Origin of the sequence: Curtobacterium sp. ME-Dv--P-122a, from assembly GCF_030209645.1 — a bacterium.
In the GTDB taxonomy this organism is placed as follows: domain Bacteria; phylum Actinomycetota; class Actinomycetes; order Actinomycetales; family Microbacteriaceae; genus Curtobacterium; species Curtobacterium flaccumfaciens.
Genome location: NZ_JARVRO010000005.1, coordinates 200256 through 222936, shown reverse-complemented (window position 1 = coordinate 222936; position 22681 = coordinate 200256). Strand labels below are relative to the sequence as shown.

Here is a 22681-nt window from a genome sequence, read left to right as displayed (position 1 = left end):
CGACAGTTCGTGCGACCCCGACGCCACGCCAACGGCATGTCGTGACCACTCGGCGAACGCGTCACGCCCGCGCCCGCCGCCCGCGCCAGCCCCTAGCGCGTCCGCGGCCGCCGCACCGAACCCGTGACGACGCCGATCGACCCCGTGACCGTCTGGATCGCCCGCCCGACGACCGGCACCGACGTGGTGACGACCGCGAGCGACGACGTGATGGCCTCGATGGACGAGGTCGACAGGTGCTCCTGCGTGTGCGATTGCACCGGGAACCCACGGCGCGCCAGCACGACGACCCCGAGTGCTCCGACCAGCACCGCGGCACCGGCGAACGGCAGGTACTGCAGCCCGACGATCCCGAGGGCCTGCCCACCGAACGCCGCACCACCGGCGATGCCGATGTTCGACGCCCCGTTGACCAGCGCGCCGGCGATGTCGGGGGAGACGCCTCCGGCACGGATCGCCGCGGCCATGAAGAGCGTGCCGGTCGTGCCGTTCGCGGCCATCCAGATGCCCGCGACGACCATCGTCCCGATCAGGGAGCCGTGCACGAACGGCATCGTCGCGAAGGCCACGGCCATCACGGCGACCGAGGCGATCAGCGTCTGCCGGGGCGCACGGTCGACGAACATGCCGGCGAGCCAGAGACCGACGACACCGGTGCCACCGAGCACGAGCAGCGCCCCGCTGACCATGCCGGCGTCGAGCCCGGCGTCGATCGCGTACGGCCCGATGTAGGTGTAGACGACGTAGTGCCCGCCGAACAGGAGCATGTCGGCGATCACGACGGACAGCAATCCGGTGCGCGCCCAGGCCTTCGGCGACCCGATGTGCGGCGACGAGGCACCGCGGACGGCGGGCAGGAACAGCAGGGCGACGACCGCGAGTGCCGCTGCGGCGACCCCGACGGAGAACACGGCCTGGCGCCAGCCGATGTGCTGCGCGACCCAGGTCGCGACGGGCACACCGAGCACGAACCCGAGCGAGCTGCCCGAGTACACGAACGCGATCGCCCGTCCCGCCAGCCGCGGCGGGACGATCCGGGTGGCGTACGCCGAGGCGACCGAGAAGAACAGTGCGTGCGCGATGCCGCCGACGACACGTCCGGCGCAGACCACGGCGAAGGACGGCGCGAGCGCGACCATCAGGTTCGACACGGTGTAGCCGACGAGCGTGGCGACGAGCACGGTCTTGCGGGGCAGCTTCGCGGTGAACGCGGTGAGCGGCAGCGCGAGGAGCGCGACGGCCGCGGCGTACACGGTGATGACGATGCCCATGGTGGCCTCGGTCACGCCGAGGTCGGCGCTCATCGTGCCGAGCAGCCCGACGGGCATGAGCTCGGTGGTGATGGCGAAGAACGTGGCCAGTCCGAGCACGGCGATGCCGACGATGGACTGGCTGGTGACGGTGATCGGCCGCGTGTGGGTCGACACGGCCGAGGTGGTGGTGTTGGTGGACACGCTGCTGACCTCCTCCGAGGCACGGTGGAGCGCGCGACGATGCCGATCGTTCTGACGGCGGTGACCGGGAGGGTCTGCGGGGCGCGCTCGCTGGCGGATGTGGATGATGTGGGTACGACTCCACGACGAGTGCGCTCATCCAGTGTTGCACGATGGAACGACTCTCGCGAGGGCATCCAGCAAATACATCGGAGCGCTCCAACGAAACACTCAGGTACTGATCGCCCGCTCAGTACTCGTTCGTCACCCGGCCCTGGACCCCGCCGCCGCGCAGCTCGATCGTCAACGTGCCGCTCCTGGACTGCGCCGACATCGACACCGACCCGTGCAGCGCCGCCTGCCGCGGGAAGCACGCCGTCGACGACTCGATGCGGTCTGCCGTCGCCACGAGACAGATCGTCGACCGGTCGGTCCCGATGCCGGCCCAGACGTTCCAGGGGGTCTCCGCGGTCCCGCCGTCGAGCGCCCGGTTCGTGAAGACGAGTCGCGTCGTGTGCAGGCTCACCGGCGCAGCGACCGGTCCCGGCAGCTGGTCGGCGTACGTCTGCGGCACGTCGAGCAGCTGTTCGAGCGTGATCGTCCCCGCCGTCGGTGTGACGCTCGGCGCCGCGGCGACGTCGGGCTGCGCGGTCCCGACGAGCGTCCCGGCGGCGAACGCGACGCCCACCGCCGCGGCCGCGCCGCCCGCGATCCAGGCGCGTGGTCGCTCCGTCCACAGCCACCGCCCCCACCGCGATCGCTCGGTCGGCACTGCCTGGAGGCCCGGCTCGTCCCCGCCCTCGCCCCGCGCGTCGTCGACGTGGTCGCCCCCACCGCCGTCGGTTGCCTCCGACACGTCGGCTCCGGCAGGCACCGCCGCCGAACTGGCGGGCGAGGACACGACCGCCGCGTCAGCGGGCGAAGACACGGGCACCGGCGCGGGCCCTGGACCCGACCGCGTCGCGGACGGGACGGACGTCCGGACCGGACCCGGGCCTCCCGGCAGGGGATCCCGCGCCGTCGACCCCGCACGCACGCGGGGTCGTCGTCCGCGTTCCAGGTCCTGCAGCGCGATCCGGGCGCGCGCCGCGTCCGCCGGGCTCGATCCTGCTCCCCAGGCGACGGCTTCGAGCCGTGCCCGTTCCGCTGCCACGTCGTCGTGGGCCATGCGCACTTCCGCTCTGCCGGTCGCGTGGACAGGTCCATCGTGGCACCGCACAGCCGTGCGCGCGCACCCAGAACGAGGGAGTAGGCGTGGTGCATGAGCACCGACCCCATGCCGCAGCACGACGCCGACGCCGAGACCCTCGAACCGCTGAGCCACGACACCCAGTCCGGCGAGGCCGACTACGTCGCGACCAGCCCCGGCGGTGCCGGCACGGAACGTCACGTGCCGACCGCCGACGAGGAGCAGGGCCGCGGTACCGAGTACGACCCGGTCGACCAGGGACCGCAGCAGGAGGGCCAGGGCGGCTAACGGACGACCCGTCGCAGCACGGCGCGTTCGCCGTAGGTCCAGGCCGCACTCGTCACCACGTAGAGCGCGGCGGCCAGCGGTGCGATCGCCGCGAACACGACCGTGACGAACGGCACGTACCGGCCCACAGCGGCGGTGGCGGCGGCTCCGGGGACCCCCGGTTCCGGTGCCGGCACCGGGTTCCAGTGGGCGTTCGACCGGCGGCTGAGCTCGACGACGACCGCGAGAACCGCCAGCAGGACCAGCACCACCCAGGCGTGCACCCACAGCGGCGACGTCAGGGTGACGACGAGCGAGTGGCCGAGCGGGACCCCGACCAGCGTGGCGTCGAGCAGGGCGTTCGCGGTGCCGCCGATCGAGGCGTGCGTGAACAGGGCGTAGACGAGCGACACGACGGGTGCCTGCGCGAGGACGGGCAGGCAGCCGGCCAGCGGTGAGACCTTCTCGTCGGTGTACAGCTGCTGCACCGCCCGCTGCAGGCGCTGGGCGTCGCGGCCGTACCGCTTCCGCAGCGCAGCGAGCTGGGGTGCGAGGCGCCGACGGTCGCGCTCGGCCCGCACCTGCAGCACGGACAGCGGGACGAGCACCAGGCGGACGGCCAGGGTGAGGAGCACGACGGCGATCGCCGCGGCGAACGAGCCGGCGACTGGGGAGAGCGCCGCGGTGAGGGCGGCGACGAGGTCCGCGCCGCCGTGCAGCAGCGGGCCGACGAGGGGCAGGGTGGACAGGTCCATGACGGTTCCGATCGGTGGTGGGTCAGCGGGGTGCGCGAGCGGCCCGGCCACCGGTCGGTGGTCAGGCCGGGGTCGCGACCCCCGGTGCCCGTGAGCGGACGTGCCCGTCGGCGTCGGGGTGGCTCCACCCGATCCGGGTGACCAGGTCGGGCACCGCCGACCGATCCGACACGGATGCCGAGCCGACCCCGAGGACGGCTGCCAGCACCGCGACGAGCAGCCGGGCGACGACGACGGTCACCGCGACGGCGGTCAGCCCGAGTGCCGCCACGGCCAGCAGGGGCAGCACCCCGGCGGCCGGGTCGCCGAGCACCAGCGCGGCGGTGGCGCGGAGCAGCAGCAGGACGGCGGTCATGGTCCGTTCAGCGTAACGCCCGCGTGCCGTCGAGGACCGGAAGGTGCGGCGGGGGAGGATCACGGCATGACCGCAGGTTCGCCGAGCACCCCAGCGACCGTCGCGCTCGAGGCGGCCGGGGTCCCGTACACGCCGCACGTGTACGAGCACCACGAGAGCGCCACCAACTTCGGAGAAGAGGCGGCCGCCGCCCTCGGGCTGCGCGAGGAGCAGGTCTTCAAGACCCTCGTCGTCTCCGTCGACGGCACCCTCGCCGTCGCGATCGTGCCGGTGGCGAACCGGCTCGACCTCAAGGCGATCGCCGCCGCGGTCGGCGGCAAGAAGGCGACGCTGGCCGATCCCGCCCTCGCCGAGAAGCGCACGGGCTACGTGGTCGGCGGGATCAGCCCGGTCGGCCAGAAGACCCGACTCCGCACCGTGCTCGACGAGTCGGCGCTGTCGTACGCGAGCATCTTCGTGTCCGGCGGACGTCGCGGCTTCGACGTCGAGGTGGCGCCGACGGACCTCGCGCGGATCACCGAGGCGGTCGCCGCACCCATCGCGCGGACCTGAGTCGAGTCGCCGCAAGTTTTTTCGGCATCCGGGAATGACCCGGGCCCGCCTGCGTTGCATTGAGTCGAAGGCACTCAAGTTCCCCAGGAGGTCCCTTTGCCAGAGACGTTCGGCCCGACCGGTAGCAACGACTCGTTCGACGAGTTCCTCGCCCGCCTGCTCGCGGCACAGCGCACCGGTGACCAGCAGCGCGTCCGCGCGTTCGGTCGACCGGTCGACATCACCCGGCTGCTCAGCCGCCGGACCCACGAGCTGCTCCAGCACACCGCCGAGTACGCGGTCGCGCAGGGGCAGCGCGAGATCGACGCACTGCACATCCTGCACGTGCTCGTCCGCACCGAACCGTTCGACGCCGTCGTGCGTTCCGCCGGGGTCGATCCCCAGCGACTCGCCGAGGAGATCGAGCAGCGCCTGCCGATGGCGCACGAGCCGCTCACCGAGCAGCCCGGCCGCCCGGCACTGACCGGCACCGCCCAGCGCATCCTCGTCGAGGCGACGCAGGCCGCGCGGGGCTTCGGCAGCACCTACACCGACCCCGAGCACGTCTTCTTCGCGCTCGTGATGGACCAGGAGACCGTGACCGGCCAGCTGCTCGCCAGCGCCGGGATCACCCCGCAGGTCATGCAGGACTACGCCCAGCAGGCCGCGGCAGCAGCACGAGAGGGGCGCCCCATGCCAGGAACCGGTGCGACGATCGGAACGGCCGAGTCCGGTTCCGACAGCGACACCCCGACGCTCGACCAGTTCGGCACCGACCTGACCGAGCGCGCCCGTGACGGGCACGTCGACCCGGTGATCGGCCGCGCCGACGAGATCGAGCAGACCGTCGAGATCCTGCTCCGTCGCACCAAGAACAACCCGGTGCTGATCGGTGAGCCCGGCGTCGGCAAGACCGCGATCGTCGAGGGCCTCGCCCAGCGCATCGTCGACGGTGACGTCCCCGCCCTGCTGCAGGGCAAGCGGGTCGTCGCACTCGACCTGCCCAGCATGCTCTCCGGCACCCGCTACCGCGGCGACTTCGAGGAGCGCCTCACCAAGGCGATGGACGAGATCGCGGCGCACGCCGACGAGCTCATCGTCTTCGTCGACGAGCTCCACACCGTCGTCGGCGCCGGTGGCGGCGGCGAGGGCGGCTCGATGGACGCCGGCAACATCCTCAAGCCCCGGCTCGCCCGCGGCGACCTGCACCTGGTCGGCGCGACGACACTCAACGAGTACCGCCGGATCGAGAAGGACGCCGCGCTCGAGCGCCGGTTCCAGCCCGTCACGGTGGGGGAGCCGAACGTCGAGGACGCCGTCGCGATCCTGACCGGCCTCGCCCCGCGCTACGAGGAGCACCACGGCGTCGCCTACACGCCCGAGGCGCTCCACGCAGCGGTCGAGCTCTCGCACCGCTACGTGACCGACCGGCACCTGCCGGACAAGGCCATCGACCTCATCGACCAGGCCGGTGCACGCCGTCGCCTCGCCCTGTCGGGCGACGTCGACGTCGAGGCACTGCGTGCCCAGGTCGCCGACCTGACGGCCCGCAAGGACCGCGCGGTCGCCGAGGAGCACTACGAGGAAGCGTCCGACCTGCGCGACGAGATCGTCGGACTGGAGGCCCGGATCACCGCCGCCTCGTCGGCGGACGCCCGCCGCCCCTCCATTCCGGAATCCGCGGACACGTCGATCACGGAGGCCGACATCGCCGCCGTGGTGTCCCGCGCCACCGGGATCCCGGTGACCCGCCTCGGCTCGGCCGACAAGACGCGGCTCGCGGCGCTCGAGTCCGAGCTGCACGACCGAGTCGTCGGCCAGGACGACGCCGTGCGGGCGATCGCGAAGGCGGTACGGCGCAGCCGGACCGGCATGGGCGACCCGCGTCGTCCGGTGGGCAGTTTCCTGTTCCTCGGCCCGACGGGTGTCGGCAAGACCGAACTCGCGAAGGCCCTGGCGTCGTCGCTGTTCGGTGACGAGTCCGCCATGCTCCGCTTCGACATGAGCGAGTTCGGCGAACGCCACACCGTCTCCCGCCTGGTCGGTGCCCCTCCCGGGTACGTCGGCTACGACGAGGCCGGCCAGCTCACCGAGCGTGTCCGCCGCAACCCGTACTCGGTGATCCTGCTCGACGAGGTCGAGAAGGCCCACCCGGACGTCTTCAACCTGCTGCTGCAGGTGCTCGACGACGGCCGGCTCACCGACGGGCAGGGGCGGACGGTCGACTTCCGGAACACCGTCGTCATCATGACGTCGAACATCGGCTCGGAGTTCCTGGCCTCCCGCTCGGGAGCACTCGGGTTCTCCCCGGTCGGTGCGACGGACGGGTACGCCGAGGACGACCTGCGGGCCCGCGTGATGGGCAAGCTGCGTGAGGCGATGCGGCCCGAGTTCATCAACCGCATCGACGAGATCGTGCTGTTCCGCAAGCTCGACCGGTCCCAGATCGCGTCGATCGTGTCGCTGCTGCTGCAGGACACGGCGCTCCGGCTGGTCGCACAGGACATGCTCCTGTCGGTGTCCGACGCGGCGGTCGACTGGCTCGCCGAGCACGGGTACGAGCCGGAGTACGGCGCACGCCCGCTCCGTCGGCTCATCCAGCGCGAGGTCGACGACCGCATCGCGACCCTGGTGGTCGAGGGCGGTGTCGCCGCGGGTGACACCGTGCGGATCGACGTCGAGGGCAACTCCCTGACGGCGAGCGTCGCGGAGCACGCGGCGGTCTAGTCCGGTCGCACACGCACACGAAGGCCCGGTACCGATTCGGTACCGGGCCTTCGGCGTGCGCGGACCGCCGCCGTGCGCGCCGCCGCCGCGCACCGTGCGTGCTCCGTCACGCGGTGCGAGGTTGCCCGCACCGTGCGCGCCTGCGATCCGGCACCGAGCGCGCAAGCTGCCACCGATCCGCCGACGGCGCACGGTGCAGCCGGGAGGCCCGGCGCTGGTGCGCGACGGGACTCGGCACACAGCCGGCGAGTCGACACCAGAACACCAACCTCGCACCGTGATCAGGTGTTCGGGAATGCAATTCCGGATGTTTTCCGGAAAAGGGGTTGCGCTCCGATTTGCGGTGCCGATAGTGTTCACTCGTCGCGAACGGTCGAACATTCGACCCGGACGACTCCGCCAGCTCGAGACCGAAAGGGGGCCGACCATGATGATCTCCGCAACCACTCCGTTCCGTGGAATCCGTGGACGCGTCGGTACCCCGTTCCGCGTCCGCTGACCCGGAGCGTCCCACTCTCCTGACACCTGTGCCTCCGGGCACCGTGCACTGAGCCGATCAGGCTCGTGCAGCACCGGTTCGTTCATCCGCTGAACGGCTCGACGGCTCGTTGATGCAAGCCGTCCGATCTGCGCGGACGACGCCGGAAGAATGTCGGTGGACAGTGCGACGCTCTCGGTGTCGACGAGCATTCCGCGATCGTTGTCCGAACATTTCCGGACCATCCCGGAGTGCATTCTCACGCATTCAATTCCTGCTGCCCGCAACCCGGGCGGATTCGTCCTGCCCGACACCCGGGCAGCTCTGCCGTGCCCTGAAGGGGAACACCGTGTCCACGAAGACCACCACCCGTCCACCCGATACCCGCGCGGTGCGCCGCCGGGTCTCACTCGCCGACCGCATCGCACTCCGGGTCGGGATGTCGCTCATCATCTGGAGCCGACGCACCCGCAAGGAGCGGCCCGAGGTCGACCTCGCCACGCTGGCCCGCCTCGAGCGGGAGCGCCAGCAGCGCGAGGCCGACTGGATCACCCAGGGCGCCGCCATGCGGATGTGGCGCTGACCCGTGGCGCTGCGCGCCGACGCCACACGCTCGCACGCATGGTGCGAGGTTCCGTACTCGGTGACCGCCCCTCGGGGTGGCACCACGTCCGGGACCTCGCACCACGCCGGGCCACCCTCGCACCGTGCGGGGCGTCCGGACGCACCCCGGGCCTCCCGTACCGTTGGCGGGTGACCGAAACCGCAGCTGCACTCGTCGAACGCCTCACCGCCCTCGTGCCGGACTTCCCGAAGCCGGGGGTGCTCTTCCGTGACGTGACGCCGGTGTTCTCGGACGCCGTCGCGTTCGGCCGCGTGTGCGAAGCACTCGCGGCACCGTTCGCGGTCGGAGCCGGGTTCGACGCGGTCGCCGGCATCGAGGCCCGCGGCTTCGCGCTGGCCGGGGGCATCGCCGCCCAGCACCAGGTCGGCGTGCTCACCGTGCGCAAGGCGGGGAAGCTCCCCGGCGAGGTCCTCAGCGAGCAGTACGCCCTGGAGTACGGCGAGGCCGAACTCGAACTGCGCCCCGGCCAGTTGCCGGCCGGCACGCGGGTGCTCGTCGTCGACGACGTCCTGGCCACCGGGGGGACCGGCGCTGCGACCATCACCCTGCTCGAGCGCGCCGGCTACCAGGCCATCGGGTTCGCCGCCCTGCTCGAGCTCGACGGCCTCAACGGGCGCGAGCGTCTCGAGCCGCGCCTGCCCGTCGCGACGCTCGGCGCCGTCCCGGCCTGAGCGCCGGCAACCGCGCGGTCAGGGCGGCACCCGCTCTCTCCACAGGCGCGTCCCCGGCGTCCGCACGCCAGCACGTCTCGCACTAGTCTTGACGCACCATTTCGATCGAGGAGTCCCATCATCGTGACCGAGTCAGTCGCACCCGCGCCCGCCGAGCTTCCCCAGGCACCCGAGCCCCGGACCGCGACGACGACCACGACCGGCACCGAGCTCTTCGACGGTGAGCGCGGCGTCGTCGCGATCCGCGTCGACGGCGTCCTGAAGGACCTCGCGGCGGACGTGCAGGCCGGTGAGACCGCCGAGGCCGTCACCCTGCAGGAGCAGGACGGGCTCGACATCCTCCGGCACTCGGCCGCCCACGTGCTGGCGCAGGCCGTGCAGCAGATCAACCCGGACGCCAAGCTCGGCATCGGGCCGCCCGTCACCGACGGCTTCTACTACGACTTCGACGTCGCCGAGCCCTTCACCCCCGAAGACCTCAAGGCGATCGAGAAGGGCATGGACCGCATCGTCAAGCAGGCCCAGCGCTTCCGTCGCGTGGTCGTCACCGACGAGCAGGCACGCGAGCTGATGGCGGGGGAGCCCTACAAGCAGGAGCTCATCGGGCTCAAGGGTGCGGCGTCCGACGGTGACTCCGGCGAGAGCGTCGAGGTCGGTGCCGGCGAGCTCACCGTGTACGAGAACGTCGACCCGAAGTCGGGCGAGGTGCTCTGGCAGGACCTCTGCCGCGGTCCGCACGTCCCGCACACCCGCTGGATCGGCAACGCGGCCAAGCTCATGCGCGTCGCCGCCGCGTACTGGCGCGGCTCCGAGAAGAACCCGCAGCTGCAGCGCATCTACGGCACCGCCTGGCCCGACAAGGACCAGCTCAAGGCGTACCTCGTGCGCCTCGAGGAAGCCGCCAAGCGCGACCACCGCAAGCTCGGCGCCGAACTCGACCTGTTCTCGTTCCCCGACGAGATCGGTTCCGGCCTGGCGATCTTCCACCCCAAGGGCGGCATCATCCGCCGCGAGATGGAGGACTACTCGCGCCGTCGGCACGAGGAGAACGGCTACTCGTTCGTCTACACGCCCCACATCACCAAGGGCGACCTGTTCGAGACCTCCGGGCACCTCGGCTGGTACAAGGACGGCATGTTCCCGGCCATGCACATGGACGAGGCCAAGGACGAGGACGGCAACGTCACCCGGCAGGGAGCCGACTACTACCTCAAGCCGATGAACTGCCCGATGCACATCCTGGCGTACCGGTCGCAGCCCCGCTCCTACCGCGACCTGCCGCTCCGGATGTTCGAGTTCGGCACGGTGTACCGCAACGAGAAGTCCGGCGTCATCCACGGCCTCACCCGCGTGCGCGGCCTGACCCAGGACGACGCGCACATCTTCACCACGCAGGAGAAGATGAAGGAGGAGCTGACCACGACCCTCGCGTTCGTGCTCTCGCTCCTGCGCGACTACGGCCTCGACGACTTCTACCTCGAGCTCTCCACGAAGGACCCGGAGAAGTACGTCGGTGACGACGAGGTCTGGGACGTGGCGACGGAGACCCTGCGCCAGGTCGCCGAGGAGTCCGGCCTCGAGCTCGTGCCGGACCCGGCCGGCGCCGCGTTCTACGGCCCGAAGATCTCCGTGCAGGCCCGCGACGCCATCGGCCGCACCTGGCAGATGTCGACCGTGCAGCTCGACTTCAACCTGCCCGAGCGCTTCGGCATCGACTACACCGCTGCCGACGGCTCCCGCCAGCGTCCGGTGATGATCCACCGCGCGCTGTTCGGCTCGATCGAGCGCTTCTTCGGGGTCCTCACCGAGCACTACGCGGGCGCGTTCCCGGCGTGGCTGTCGCCCGTCCAGGTCGTCGGCATCCCGGTCGCGGCCGAGTACGGCGACTACCTCGACGAGGTCATCGCGAAGCTCCGCGCGCACGGCGTCCGCGCCGAGGTCGACCACTCGGACGACCGCATGCAGAAGAAGATCCGCACGCACACCAAGGCGAAGGTGCCGTTCCAGCTCATCGCCGGTGGCGACGACCGTGACGCCGGCGCCGTCAGCTTCCGCTTCCGCGACGGCCGCCAGGACAACGCGGTGCCCGTCGACGAGGCCGTGGACCGCATCCTCACCGCGATCCGCGAGCGCACGCAGGTCTGATGGCACAGTCGGGAGGCCCGGAGCAGGCCGCGGGGACCGGTCACGTCGACGACGTGGCCGGCCCCACCGCCGCCGCGGGCTCCGAAGGCGCGGACACCGATCCGCTGGTGATCCGCGACGCGGCCACCGGTGCAGCCGTCCCGGACGCGTTCCAGCGACTCTGGAACCCGCACCGGATGGCCTACATCGACGCCGGCCGCGAAGGCCGGGGACGCGGGCACGACGACGACTGCCCGTTCTGCGAAGCCCCGCGGAAGTCCGACGAGGACGCCCTGATCGTGGCCCGGGGTGAGCACGCCTACGTGCTGCTCAACCTGTTCCCGTACAACAACGGGCACCTACTGGTCTGCCCGTACCGTCACGTCCCGCTCTACGACGAGGCCACGCCGGACGAACTGCGCGAGATCGGCGAGCTGACCCAGACCGCGATGCGGGTGCTGCGCGAGGTCTCGCACTGCGACGGTTTCAACATCGGTATGAACCAGGGCGAGGTCGCCGGTGCCGGCGTGGCCGCACACCTGCACCAGCACATCGTCCCGCGGTGGCAGTCGGACGCGAACTTCTTCCCGATCATCGCCCGGACGAAGTCCATGTCGCAGTTGCTCGGCGAGACCCGTCGACTCGTCGCCGACGGGTGGCCCCGGGCGCACTAGACTGGTCGGCATCATGAGCGACAGCACCAGCACCTCCGGCACCCCTGGCACCTCGATCACCGGCTCCGACCGCGTCAAGCGCGGACTCGCCGAGATGCTCAAGGGCGGCGTGATCATGGACGTCGTCGACGCCGAGCAGGCCCGCATCGCGGAAGAAGCCGGTGCGACCGCCGTCATGGCCCTCGAGCGCGTCCCCGCCGACATCCGTGCGCAGGGCGGCGTCGCCCGCATGTCCGACCCCTCGATGATCGAGGAGATCATCGCCGCGGTGTCGATCCCCGTCATGGCGAAGGCACGCATCGGCCACTTCGTCGAGGCGCAGGTGCTGCAGGAGCTCGGCGTCGACTACATCGACGAGTCCGAGGTGCTGTCCCCGGCCGACTACGTGAACCACATCGACAAGTGGAAGTTCACCACCCCCTTCGTCTGCGGTGCCACCAACCTGGGCGAGGCGCTCCGTCGCATCACCGAGGGTGCGGCGATGATCCGTTCCAAGGGCGAGGCCGGCACCGGTGACGTGTCCGAGGCCACCAAGCACATCCGCACCATCACCAAGGAGATCGCGGCGCTCCGCAACCTGCGTGACGACGAGCTCTACGTCGCCGCCAAGGAGCTCCAGGCCCCGATCGACGTCGTGCAGGAAGTCGCCCGCACCGGCAAGCTCCCCGTCGTCCTCTTCACCGCCGGTGGTGTGGCCACCCCGGCCGACGCCGCGATGATGATGCAGCTCGGCGCCGACGGTGTCTTCGTCGGTTCCGGCATCTTCAAGTCCGGCGACCCGGCAGCGCGTGCCGCCGCGATCGTCAAGGCGACGACCTTCCACGACGACCCCAAGGTCATCGCCGAGGTGTCCCGAGGTCTGGGCGAGGCGATGGTCGGCATCAACGTCGCCGACGTCCCCGCACCGCACCGCCTCGCCGAGCGTGGCTGGTAGTCCGACGAGCGGCGCTCGGCCCCGCATCGGGGTCCTGGCGCTGCAGGGTGACTTCCGCGAGCACATCGCCTCGCTGACAGAACTCGGCGCCGACGTGGTGCCGCTCCGTCGCCCCGAGGAGATCGAGACCCTCGACGGCGTCGTGATCCCCGGGGGCGAGTCGAGCGTGATGGACAAGCTGTCCCGGGCGTTCGGCGTCGCCGAGCCCCTTGCCGACGCGATCCGCGGTGGCCTGCCCACCTACGGCACCTGCGCCGGCATGATCATGCTGTCGTCGCGGATCGCCGACGGCATCAGCGGCCAGCAGACCCTCGACGTGCTCGACACCACCGTGCGCCGCAACGCGTTCGGTGCGCAGAACGACTCGTTCGAGATCGACATCCCGATGCCCGACCTCGGCGAGGCCCCGGTGCACGCGGTGTTCATCCGGGCCCCCGTCGTGGAGCAGCGCGGCGACGACGTCCACGTCCTCGGCGCGTTGCCCGACGGCCAGGTCGTCGCCGTGCAGCAGGGCAACGTCATCGCGAGTGCGTTCCACCCCGAGGTCGCCGGCGAGGACCGCTTCCACCGCCGGTTCCTCGACCTGGTGCGCAGCGCCTGAGGCGTGACCGCCCACCCGCCGCACCGGCGGGACGGAAGCCGCGCCGCGCCTCCAGGCCGGTGTTCGGCCCACAGGGCCGCTAAACTGAGCGGGACTTTCCGCAATACGCAAGGAGAACCGTGTCCGGGCATTCCAAGTGGGCAACGACCAAGCACAAGAAGGCGGTCATCGACCAGCGCCGTTCCAAGTCGTTCGCCAAGCTGATCAAGAACATCGAGGTCGCCGCGAAGATGGGCGGTGCCGACATGTCCGGCAACCCGACCCTGGTCGACGCCGTGCAGAAGGCGAAGAAGACCTCGGTCCCCAACGACAACATCGACCGCGCCGTCAAGCGCGGTGCCGGTCTCACGGGCGAGACCATCGAGTACACGACGATCATGTACGAGGGCTACGGCCCCAACGGCGTCGCGATGCTCATCGAGTGCCTCACGGACAACAAGAACCGTGCCGCGGCCGAGGTCCGGACGGCGATGTCGCGCAACGGCGGCACCATGGCCGACCCGGGCAGCGTCGCCTACAACTTCTCGCGCAAGGGCGTCATCTCGGTCACGAAGACCGACGGCCTCGACGAGGACACCGTGATGACCGCGGTGCTGGACGCCGGTGTCGAGGACGTCATCGACCAGGGTGGTGGCTTCGAGATCATCACCGAGGCCAGCGACCTGGTCGCCGCCCGCACCGCCCTGCAGGACGCCGGCATCGACTACGACTCCGCCGACGCCGAGTTCGTGCCCGGCCTCAAGGTCCCGGTCGACGCCGAGACCGCCCGCAAGGTGTTCCGCCTGATCGACGCGCTCGAGGACTCCGACGACGTGCAGAACGTCTACTCGAACTTCGACATCCCCGCGGACGTCCAGGCCGAGCTCGACGAGGACGAGGGCGAGTAACCGTGCTCCGTGTGCTCGGGGTGGACCCCGGGCTCACCCGGTGCGGCGTCGGTGTCGTCGAGGTCGCACCGAACCGGCGCGCACGACTCGTCCACGTGACGGTCGTGCGTACCCCGCCGGACATGCCGCTCGAGCAGCGGCTGCTCCGCATCGCCGACGGCATCGCCGCCGAGATCGACGAGCACCACCCGGATGCGGTCGCCGTCGAGCGGGTGTTCGCGCAGGCGAACGTCCGCACCGTGATGGGCACGGCGCAGGCGGCCGGCCTGGCGCTGCACGCCGCGGCCGCCCGCGGCCTGCCCGTCGGGCTGCACACCCCCTCCGAGGTCAAGGCCGCCGTCACCGGCTACGGCAACGCCGACAAGCGTCAGGTGCAGACCATGATCGCGCGCGTGCTCGGTCTGGACGAGGCCCCGAAGCCGGCCGACGCCGCCGACGCGCTCGCGTTGGCCGTGTGCCATGCCTGGAGGCTCGGATCACCCGACGCCGCCGGCTCGCGTGCCACGAACCTCACGCCGGCACAGCGCGCCTGGCGGGACGCCCAGGGCGGCACCGTCGACTCGCCGCTGGCCCGCGCGGCCGCCGCCGCGGCCCGCCCGCAGCGTGGCAGGTCGGCGTCGTCGGTGGGCGGCCCTAGGCTCGGAGCATGATCGCGAGTCTCCGGGGCACCTGCATCGACATCGCCGGTTCGGCCGTGGTGATCGAGGTCGGGGGCGTCGGGTACGCCGTCACCGTGACCCCCGCGCACGCGCTGACGATGCGCCATGGGTCCGAGGTGTTCGTGCGCACCGCCATGATCGTGCGCGAGGACGAGCACCTGCTCTTCGGGTTCGAGTCGACCGACGCGCTGCAGGTGTTCGACCTGCTCCGCGGGGTCTCCGGCGTCGGCCCGAAGTCCGCGATGGGCGTCCTGGCCCACATGGACCCGGCGCAGGTCGCGAACGCCGTCGCGAACGAGGACGACGGTGCGTTCCGCAAGGTCTCCGGTATCGGCCCGAAGACCGCCAAGCTCATCATCGTCGCGCTATCCGGCAAGCTCGTGGCCTTCGAGCAGGCCGCCGTGGTCGCCGCCGCACGGGGGACCGCAGTCCACCCCGCCGCGGTCGACGTCGTCTCGGCGCTCATCGGCCTCGGCTGGCGCGAGGACGCGGCACAGTCCGCGGTCGACGACGCCGTCGCCAACGAGCCCGGTGCCGCCGCGATGGGCACCCAGGCCCTGCTCCGCGCCGCCCTCGGTGCGCTCCGACCCGCGGCAGCCGGCCGGTGAGCGGCATCACGTCCGCCGGCGCCGAGTCGCAGGAGGAACTCGCGTTCGAAGGTGCGCTCCGTCCGCGCTCGCTCGACGAGTTCGTCGGGCAGCGCAAGGTCCGCGGGCAGCTCGACCTGCTCCTCAAGGCCGCGGGCATGCAGGAGCGCACGCCCGACCACATCCTGATGGCGGGTCCTCCCGGCCTCGGCAAGACCACGCTCGCGATGATCGTCGCGCACGAGACCGGCCGACCGCTGCGCATGTCGAGCGGGCCGGCGATCCAGCACGCCGGTGACCTCGCCGCCGTGCTGTCCTCTCTGGTCCCGGGCGAAGTGCTGTTCATCGACGAGATCCACCGCATGGCCCGCTCGGCAGAAGAGATGCTCTACCTGGCGATGGAGGACTTCCGCATCGACGTGATGGTGGGCAAGGGTGCCGGTGCCACGAGCATCCCGCTCGACCTCGCACCGTTCACGCTCGTCGGCGCCACCACGCGGGCCGGCCTGCTGCCGAACCCGCTGCGCGACCGCTTCGGGTTCACCGCCCACCTCGAGTTCTACGAGAAGGACGAGCTTGAGCAGGTCCTGATCCGTGCGGCCCACCTGCTCGAACTCGACATCGACCGGACCGCCCTGCGCGAGATCGCCGGACGCTCCCGCGGCACCCCGCGCATCGCGAACCGCCTGCTCCGGAGGGTGCGCGACTACGCCCTCGTGCACCGCACCACCGACGGCATGGCCGCGGTCCAGGGTGCACTCGACCTGTACGACGTCGACGAACTCGGCCTCGACCGGCTCGACCGGGCCGTCGTCGAGATCATGCTGACCCGGTTCGACGGGGGCCCGGTCGGCCTGAACACCCTCGCCGTCTCCGTCGGCGAGGAGTCCGAGACGATCGAGTCGGTCGTCGAACCGTTCCTCGTCCGGGTCGGTCTCGTGACGCGCACGCCCCGCGGGCGCATCGCCACACCACGTGCCTGGCGGCACCTCGGCCTCACCCCGGGACAGGCCGACGGCGGGCAGCCGGGGCTCTTCGACGACCAGGACACCGACGACTGAACGCCGATCAGTCGAGTGACATGCCACGGACACCGGCGTGCCCTAGACTGCTACGGCCCGAAACCGAGCAACCAGAGAAGGCAACGCATCATGGGTCAAGAAGTCATCCTCATCGTCATCGTCGTGGCGTTCGCGGCCTTCATGTTCTACAACAGCCGCAAGCGCAAGAAGCAGCAGGCCGAACTCGTGGACAAGATGGTCCCCGGCGCCAAGGTCATGCTGTCCTTCGGCCTGTACGGCACGCTCCTCTCCGTGAACGAGGAGAAGGTCACCGCTGACGTCGAGATCGCACCGGGGACCGTCGTCACCGTGCACCGCCAGACCCTGTCGCGCGTCGTCGACGACAACGCTTCCGACGTCGAGACCACCACGACCACCGAGGACGAGCCGAAGCCGGTGGCCGAGCTCAACGGTGAGCCGGTCTACGGCGAGCGTGTCGACACCGACCGCGTCGACGAGACCGACGCCACGAAGCGCAAGTCCGACGACTGACGCCCTCGGCCGCCGGGTCGTCTGATCCGGCGGCTTCCTCTTGCCGTCGCACGGTGTGCCGACGGTCCTGAACAGAAAGACGAGACGACCGGTGGCACGATCGACACCCGTCAAGAAGGCGCTGCGCTCGCTCACCTGGTTGGTGATCCTGATGGCGATCCTCGCCGGCCTGAACACCGCCGCGTCGGTCCTCGCCGGCTCTTCGAAGGACGACACCGACAAGTGGTACCAGGGCGCGAGCTGGGTACCCGAGCTGGCTCTGGACCTGCAGGGCGGCACGCAGCTGACCCTCGCGGCGCAGAACACCGAGGGCGACTCCGTCACCTCGCAGCAGCTGCAGCAGGCGGTGAACATCATCCGCCAGCGCATCGACGCCACCGGTGTCTCCGAGTCCGAGATCAACACCCAGGGCGCGAACAACATCGTCGTCTCGATCCCGGGTCGCCCCGACAAGGCCACGATCGACCGCATCGAGGCAGCCGCCAAGCTGACCTTCCGTCCGGTGCTCTTCACCGAGGCCGCCTCGAGCTCGGCCGTCGGTGGCGACGGCAAGGGCACCGCGTCGCCGACGCCCTACTCGCCCCCGGCATCGCTCGCCGCGACGCCGAGCGCGAAGCCGTCGAACGCGAGCGACCTGAACTGGGTCACGCCGAAGCTCCAGGACCTGTACACCAACTACAACTGCGCAGCGCCGGACGACATCACCGCGGCACCCGATGACGAGCCCCTCGTCACCTGTGACCAGACGGGCGCGGCGAAGTTCATCCTCGGACCGGTCGAGGTCCTCGGCGCCGACGTCAGCAACGCCACCTCGGGTCTCGCCACCGACTCGCAGGGCACTTCGACGGGCCAGTGGGCCGTCAACCTGACGTTCAACGGTGAGGGTTCGAAGGACTTCCGCACCGTCACGAACCGTCTCGTGTCGCTCCAGCAGCCGCAGAACCAGTTCGCGATCGTGCTCGACGGCACGGTGATCGAAGCCCCGACGACGAACTCGGCGATCACCAACGGCAAGGCGCAGATCAGCGGGAACTTCACCGCCGAGTCCGCCAAGACCCTCGCCGACCAGCTCAAGTACGGTGCGCTGCCGATCAACTTCCAGGTGCAGTCGAACGAGAACATCTCGGCGACGCTCGGCACCGCGCAGCTCATCGGTGGCCTCGTCGCCGGTCTGATCGGCCTGATCCTCGTGATCATCTACTCGGTCATTCAGTACCGCGCCCTGGCGTTCGTCACCGTGCTGTCGCTCGGGATCGCCGCGGTGCTCACGTACCTCGTTATCGCGATCATGTCGTGGCGCGTCGACTACCGCCTGTCGTTGGCCGGTGTGGCGGGTCTGATCGTCGCCATCGGCATCACGGCGGACTCGTTCATCGTCTACTTCGAGCGCATCCGTGACGAACTCCGTGACGGACGCGCCCTCGAGAGCGCGGTCGAGTCCGGCTGGAAGCGCGCGCTCCGCACGATCCTGGCCTCCGACGCGGTGAACTTCCTCGCCGCCGTCACGCTCTACGTGCTCGCGGTCGCGGACGTGAAGGGCTTCGCGTTCACGCTGCTCCTCACGACCCTCATCGACATCGTGGTGGTCGCGCTCTTCACCCACCCGATGATGCAGCTCATCGCCCGCAGCCGGTTCTTCGGCGAGGGGCACCGGTTCAGCGGTCTCGACCCGGCAGCACTCGGTGCCGTCTACCGGGGGCGCGCACAGTTCCGCGCACCCGTCGTGGACGGCAAGCGCCAGCGCAGTGCCGGTGAGGCACAGCGCCGACAGACGATCGCGGAACGGAAGGCCCAGCAGGCCTCCGGCGACAACGGCTCGTCGCCGGACGGGAAGGACGACTGATGGCCAGCTTCAGCCAGTTCGGCAGCGACCTCTACACGGGGAAGCGGTCGTACGACATCATCGGGCGCCGGAAGACCTGGTACCTCATCGCCCTGGCGATGATCGTGATCTCGCTCGTCACGCCGTGGCTGCGTGGCGGGTACCAGCTCGGCATCGAGTTCACCGGCGGCTCCGAGTTCACGATCTCCGACGTCAAGTCGCTCGACCAGAGCATCGCGACCGACACGGTCGAGGGCGTCGTCGCCGACACCATCCCTCGTGTCTCGCAGCTCGGCACGCACGGCATCCGCGTGCAGACCGGGCAGCTCACCGACGCCCAGACGACCGACGTGCAGGACGCCCTGGCCAAGGCCTACGACGTCCCGGAGAGTCAGGTCGCCGCGACCTTCATCGGCGCGACGTGGGGTGCCGACGTCCTCGCGCAGGCCATCCGTGGTCTCGTGATCTTCCTGGCCCTCGCCGCGGTCTTCATGACGCTGTACTTCCGCACCTGGAAGATGTCGCTGTCCGCGATGGCGGCGCTGCTGCACGACCTGCTCATCACGGCGGGCGTGTACGGCATCGTCGGGCTCGAGGTCACGCCCGCGGCGGTGATCGGCTTCCTGACGATCCTCGGGTACTCGCTCTACGACACCGTGGTGGTCTTCGACAAGGTGCGCGAGAACACCGCGCAGGAATCGATCCGGACGTTCAAGCAGTCGGTCAACCTCGCGGTCAACCAGACCCTCGTCCGATCGATCAACACCTCGGTCGTGGCGCTGCTGCCGGTCGCGGCGATCCTCTTCATCGGGTCGTACGTGCTCGGCGCCGGTACCCTGCGCGACATCTCGCTCGCGCTGTTCATCGGCATCATCGTCGGCACCTACTCGACGATCTTCATCGCGTCGCCGATGTACGCGCAGCTGCGCGAGAACGAGCCGAAGATCAAGGAGTCGGACGCCAAGAAGACCGCGGCGGCCGAGAAGCGTCGGCGTGAGGTCGACGCAGCAGAGGCGAACGTCTGATGCCCATCGAGATCGAGGAGATCGACGTCACCGAGGCCCAGCGCCGCATCGACGCCGGAGCCCGTCTGTTCGACGTCCGCGAGCAGGGAGAGTGGGACGAGGTCCACGCTCCCCAGGCCACGCTCGTGCCGATGTCGGAGTTCGTGGACCGCTGGCAGGAGATCGACGGCGGCGACCAGCCGGCCATCATCGTCTGCCACTCCGGCGGTCGTTCGTCGCGCATCGTCGCGGCGCTCGAGCAGTCGGGGGTCCCGGCCGTCAACCTCTCCGGCGGCATGCTCGCCTGGGAGCAGGCGGGGGCACCGGTGGAGCGCGACGCCCAGGGCGAACCGCGTCACGGGCACTGACCGGGGACGCGTAGTCTTGTCGGATCGAGCTCGGATCGAGCTCTCGGACCGAGTCCTGGGAGGCGCATCATGACGGACACCCGCGAAGAGCCGTCCGCGCCGAGCCGCCCGGGTTCCGCCCCGCGGCCCTCGAGCCCGATCGGTCCGAACACCACCGGCAACCTCGGTTCCCTCCGCTCGCTGCTGCCGCGCCTGTTCTCGCGCGCCCAGCCGGCCGGCGCCGTGGACACGCTGATCCGCACGGTCCGCTCGCACCACCCCAAGGCCGACGTGACCCTCATCGAGCGGGCCTACTCGGTCGCCGAGCGCGCGCACGACGGACAGAAGCGCAAGTCCGGTGAGCCGTACATCACGCACCCCGTCGCGGTCGCGCAGATCCTGGCCGACCTCGGCATCGGCACGATCACCATCGCGGCCGCCCTCCTGCACGACACGGTGGAGGACACCGACTACCAGCTCGACCAGCTGCGAGCCGACTTCGGCGACGAGATCGCGATGCTCGTCGACGGCGTCACCAAGCTCGACAAGGTCAAGTACGGCGACAGCGCCCAGGCCGAGACCGTCCGCAAGATGGTCATCGCGATGTCGAAGGACATCCGCGTCCTCGTCATCAAGCTCGCCGACCGCCTGCACAACGCCCGCACGTGGGGCTTCGTCGAGTCGACCTCCGCCACGCGCAAGGCGAAGGAAACGCTGGAGATCTACGCGCCGCTCGCGCACCGGCTCGGCATCCAGATGATCAAGCTCGAGCTCGAGGACCTCTCGTTCGCGGTCCTGCACCCGAAGCTCTACGTCGAGATCGACAGCCTGGTCAAGGAACGCCAGCCGAAGCGCGAGCAGTTCGTCCAGAACGTCATCGGGACCCTGAAGAAGGACCTGAAGGCCGCCAAGGTCCGCGGCGACGTCATGGGCCGGCCGAAGCAGTACTACTCGATCTACCAGAAGATGATCGTGCGCGGTCGCGAGTTCGACGAGATCTACGACCTCGTCGGCATCCGTGTGCTCGTGCCGACCGTGCGCGACTGCTACGCCATGCTCGGCTCGGTGCACGCCCGCTGGACCCCGCTGCCCGGTCGCTTCAAGGACTACATCGCGACCCCCAAGTTCAACCTGTACCAGTCGCTGCACACCACGGTGCTCGGACCGCAGGGTCGTGCGGTCGAGATCCAGATCCGTACGCACGAGATGCACCAGCGCGCCGAGTTCGGTGTCGCCGCCCACTGGAAGTACAAGCAGCGCGCTGCCGGCCGTGACGCCGGTACCTCGTCGACCACGGACGACCAGGACATGGCGTGGCTCGCCCACATCACCGACTGGCAGGCCGAGACCAGCGACCCGGGCGAGTTCCTCGACTCCCTGCGCTACGAGATCGGCGCCAAGGAGACGTACGTCTTCACGCCGCAGGGCAAGGTCATCGGGCTCCCCGCGGGAGCCACCCCGGTCGACTTCGCCTACGCCGTGCACACCGAGATCGGCCACCGCACGATGGGTGCGAAGGTCAACGGCCGCCTGGTCCCGCTCGAGAGCCAGCTGTCCAGTGGCGACGTCGTCGAGATCTTCACGTCGAAGAACCCCGACTCCGGCCCCTCGCAGGACTGGCTGCAGTTCGTCCGCAGTCCTCGCGCCCGCAACAAGATCAAGCAGTGGTTCACCAAGGAACGCCGCGAAGAGGCGATCGAGCAGGGTCGCGATGCCATCGCCCGGGCGATGCGCAAGCAGAACCTGCCGCTCCAGCGCATCATGAGCCAGGACAGCATCGCCGAGGTCGCCTCGTCGATGCGGTACGAGGACGTCTCCGCCCTGTACGCCGCCATCGGCGAGGGCCACGTCTCGACGCAGTCGGTGATCGAGAAGGTCCTCGGCAACGTCCAGACCGAGACCGAGACCGACGAACCCGAACTCGCGTTCCCGCGCCAGGTCACCAGTCGGCAGCTGCGCACGAGCGACAGCGGCGTGCTGGTCCGCGGTGCGCCCGACATCCTCGTGAAGCTCGCGAAGTGCTGCACGCCGGTGCCGGGCGACCAGATCGTGGGCTTCATCACCCGCGGCCAGGGCGTCTCGGTGCACCAGTCGTCGTGCACCAACGTGAAGTCGCTCATGAACGAGCCCGACCGGATGATCGAGGTCGAGTGGGCCCCGTCGTCGAAGTCGGTGTTCCTGGTGCAGATCCAGATCGAGGCGCTCGATCGGTCGGGCCTGCTCAGCGACGTCACCCGGGTGCTGACGGACCACCACGTGAACATCCTGTCCGCGACGGTTTCGACCTCGTCCGACCGTCTCGCGCTGAGCCGGTTCGTGTTCGAGATGGGCGACACCATCCACCTCGACCGTGTGCTCAACGCAGTGCGACGCATCGACGCCGTCTACGACGTCTACCGCGTCAGCGCCGGCTAGCGGCAGGGCCCGCGCGGCCCGTCCATCGACTGGTCACGAACCG

General features: G+C 70.3%; 22 protein-coding genes. 18 read left to right on the top strand and 4 right to left on the bottom strand.

Features of this window, described 5'->3' with window-relative positions:
* Positions 1-92: 92 nt before the first annotated feature.
* Positions 93-1454 (bottom strand): MFS transporter, encoded by a 1362-nt coding sequence (locus QRN49_RS04715; RefSeq protein ID WP_284754058.1) that lies wholly within the window; start codon positions 1452-1454, stop codon positions 93-95.
* A gap of 229 nt (positions 1455-1683) precedes the next feature.
* A complete protein-coding gene (locus QRN49_RS04710; RefSeq protein ID WP_262132931.1) occupies positions 1684-2289 on the bottom strand; it encodes a hypothetical protein in 606 nt (201 codons plus the stop codon).
* A gap of 405 nt (positions 2290-2694) precedes the next feature.
* On the opposite strand from QRN49_RS04710, the gene QRN49_RS04705 reads away from it, so the two are divergent.
* The gene (locus QRN49_RS04705; RefSeq protein WP_027465592.1) at positions 2695-2910 is read left to right on the top strand and encodes a hypothetical protein; all 216 of its coding nucleotides are present in this window, start codon (positions 2695-2697) and stop codon (positions 2908-2910) included.
* On the opposite strand, the gene QRN49_RS04700 is transcribed toward QRN49_RS04705, so the two are convergent.
* Together QRN49_RS04700 and QRN49_RS04695 are read right to left on the bottom strand one after the other, a co-directional pair.
* A complete protein-coding gene (locus QRN49_RS04700) occupies positions 2907-3644 on the bottom strand; it encodes a YidC/Oxa1 family membrane protein insertase (protein WP_284754057.1) in 738 nt (245 codons plus the stop codon). The genes QRN49_RS04705 and QRN49_RS04700 overlap by 4 nt on opposite strands.
* A 61-nt stretch (positions 3645-3705) precedes the next feature.
* Positions 3706-3999: a hypothetical protein gene (locus QRN49_RS04695; protein WP_110863747.1), complete on the bottom strand. Its 294-nt coding sequence runs from the start codon at positions 3997-3999 to the stop codon at positions 3706-3708.
* Positions 4000-4065: 66 nt separating this feature from the next.
* On the opposite strand from QRN49_RS04695, the gene ybaK reads away from it, so the two are divergent.
* From ybaK to QRN49_RS04610, 17 genes are all read left to right on the top strand, one after another.
* Entirely contained in the window at positions 4066-4551 is a 486-nt protein-coding gene (gene ybaK / locus QRN49_RS04690) for a Cys-tRNA(Pro) deacylase (RefSeq protein ID WP_071244681.1), read from the top strand.
* Positions 4552-4647: 96 nt separating this feature from the next.
* The gene (locus tag QRN49_RS04685; protein ID WP_284754056.1) at positions 4648-7257 is read left to right on the top strand and encodes an ATP-dependent Clp protease ATP-binding subunit; all 2610 of its coding nucleotides are present in this window, start codon (positions 4648-4650) and stop codon (positions 7255-7257) included.
* A gap of 827 nt (positions 7258-8084) precedes the next feature.
* The gene (locus QRN49_RS04680; RefSeq protein WP_146238520.1) at positions 8085-8318 is read left to right on the top strand and encodes a hypothetical protein; all 234 of its coding nucleotides are present in this window, start codon (positions 8085-8087) and stop codon (positions 8316-8318) included.
* 170 nt (positions 8319-8488) lie between these two features.
* Positions 8489-9031, top strand: coding sequence for an adenine phosphoribosyltransferase (locus QRN49_RS04675; protein WP_017887364.1), 543 nt, complete (start codon positions 8489-8491; stop codon positions 9029-9031).
* Between the two features lie 123 nt (positions 9032-9154).
* A complete protein-coding gene (thrS, locus tag QRN49_RS04670; RefSeq protein ID WP_110863745.1) occupies positions 9155-11176 on the top strand; it encodes a threonine--tRNA ligase in 2022 nt (673 codons plus the stop codon).
* Positions 11176-11829: an HIT family protein gene (locus QRN49_RS04665; protein WP_246552672.1), complete on the top strand. Its 654-nt coding sequence runs from the start codon at positions 11176-11178 to the stop codon at positions 11827-11829. Before thrS ends, QRN49_RS04665 begins: the two co-directional genes overlap by 1 nt.
* Positions 11830-11842: 13 nt before the next feature.
* Entirely contained in the window at positions 11843-12763 is a 921-nt protein-coding gene (gene pdxS / locus QRN49_RS04660; RefSeq protein WP_017887361.1) for a pyridoxal 5'-phosphate synthase lyase subunit PdxS, read from the top strand.
* A complete protein-coding gene (gene pdxT, locus QRN49_RS04655) occupies positions 12753-13364 on the top strand; it encodes a pyridoxal 5'-phosphate synthase glutaminase subunit PdxT (protein WP_284754055.1) in 612 nt (203 codons plus the stop codon). Before pdxS ends, pdxT begins: the two co-directional genes overlap by 11 nt.
* A 119-nt stretch (positions 13365-13483) precedes the next feature.
* Complete coding sequence (locus QRN49_RS04650; protein WP_284754054.1) at positions 13484-14251, top strand: YebC/PmpR family DNA-binding transcriptional regulator; 768 nt, start codon at positions 13484-13486, stop codon at positions 14249-14251.
* A gap of 2 nt (positions 14252-14253) precedes the next feature.
* Complete coding sequence (gene ruvC / locus QRN49_RS04645; protein WP_035808297.1) at positions 14254-14901, top strand: crossover junction endodeoxyribonuclease RuvC; 648 nt, start codon at positions 14254-14256, stop codon at positions 14899-14901.
* Positions 14898-15518, top strand: a complete 621-nt coding sequence (gene ruvA / locus QRN49_RS04640) for a Holliday junction branch migration protein RuvA (RefSeq protein WP_111024398.1) — start codon at positions 14898-14900, stop codon at positions 15516-15518. Before ruvC ends, ruvA begins: the two co-directional genes overlap by 4 nt.
* On the top strand, positions 15515-16558 hold the full coding sequence (gene ruvB, locus QRN49_RS04635) for a Holliday junction branch migration DNA helicase RuvB (RefSeq protein ID WP_071403843.1): 1044 nt from the start codon (positions 15515-15517) through the stop codon (positions 16556-16558). Before ruvA ends, ruvB begins: the two co-directional genes overlap by 4 nt.
* Positions 16559-16648: 90 nt before the next feature.
* Positions 16649-17050, top strand: coding sequence for a preprotein translocase subunit YajC (locus tag QRN49_RS04630; protein ID WP_111024399.1), 402 nt, complete (start codon positions 16649-16651; stop codon positions 17048-17050).
* A 91-nt stretch (positions 17051-17141) separates the two neighbouring features.
* Positions 17142-18893, top strand: a complete 1752-nt coding sequence (secD, locus tag QRN49_RS04625) for a protein translocase subunit SecD (protein WP_284754053.1) — start codon at positions 17142-17144, stop codon at positions 18891-18893.
* Positions 18893-19897, top strand: a complete 1005-nt coding sequence (gene secF / locus QRN49_RS04620) for a protein translocase subunit SecF (RefSeq protein ID WP_209049642.1) — start codon at positions 18893-18895, stop codon at positions 19895-19897. Before secD ends, secF begins: the two co-directional genes overlap by 1 nt.
* A complete protein-coding gene (locus tag QRN49_RS04615; RefSeq protein ID WP_284754052.1) occupies positions 19897-20244 on the top strand; it encodes a rhodanese-like domain-containing protein in 348 nt (115 codons plus the stop codon). The genes secF and QRN49_RS04615 overlap by 1 nt, the downstream gene beginning before the upstream one ends.
* A gap of 69 nt (positions 20245-20313) precedes the next feature.
* Positions 20314-22638, top strand: coding sequence for a RelA/SpoT family protein (locus tag QRN49_RS04610; RefSeq protein WP_228513657.1), 2325 nt, complete (start codon positions 20314-20316; stop codon positions 22636-22638).
* Positions 22639-22681 lie beyond the last annotated feature (43 nt).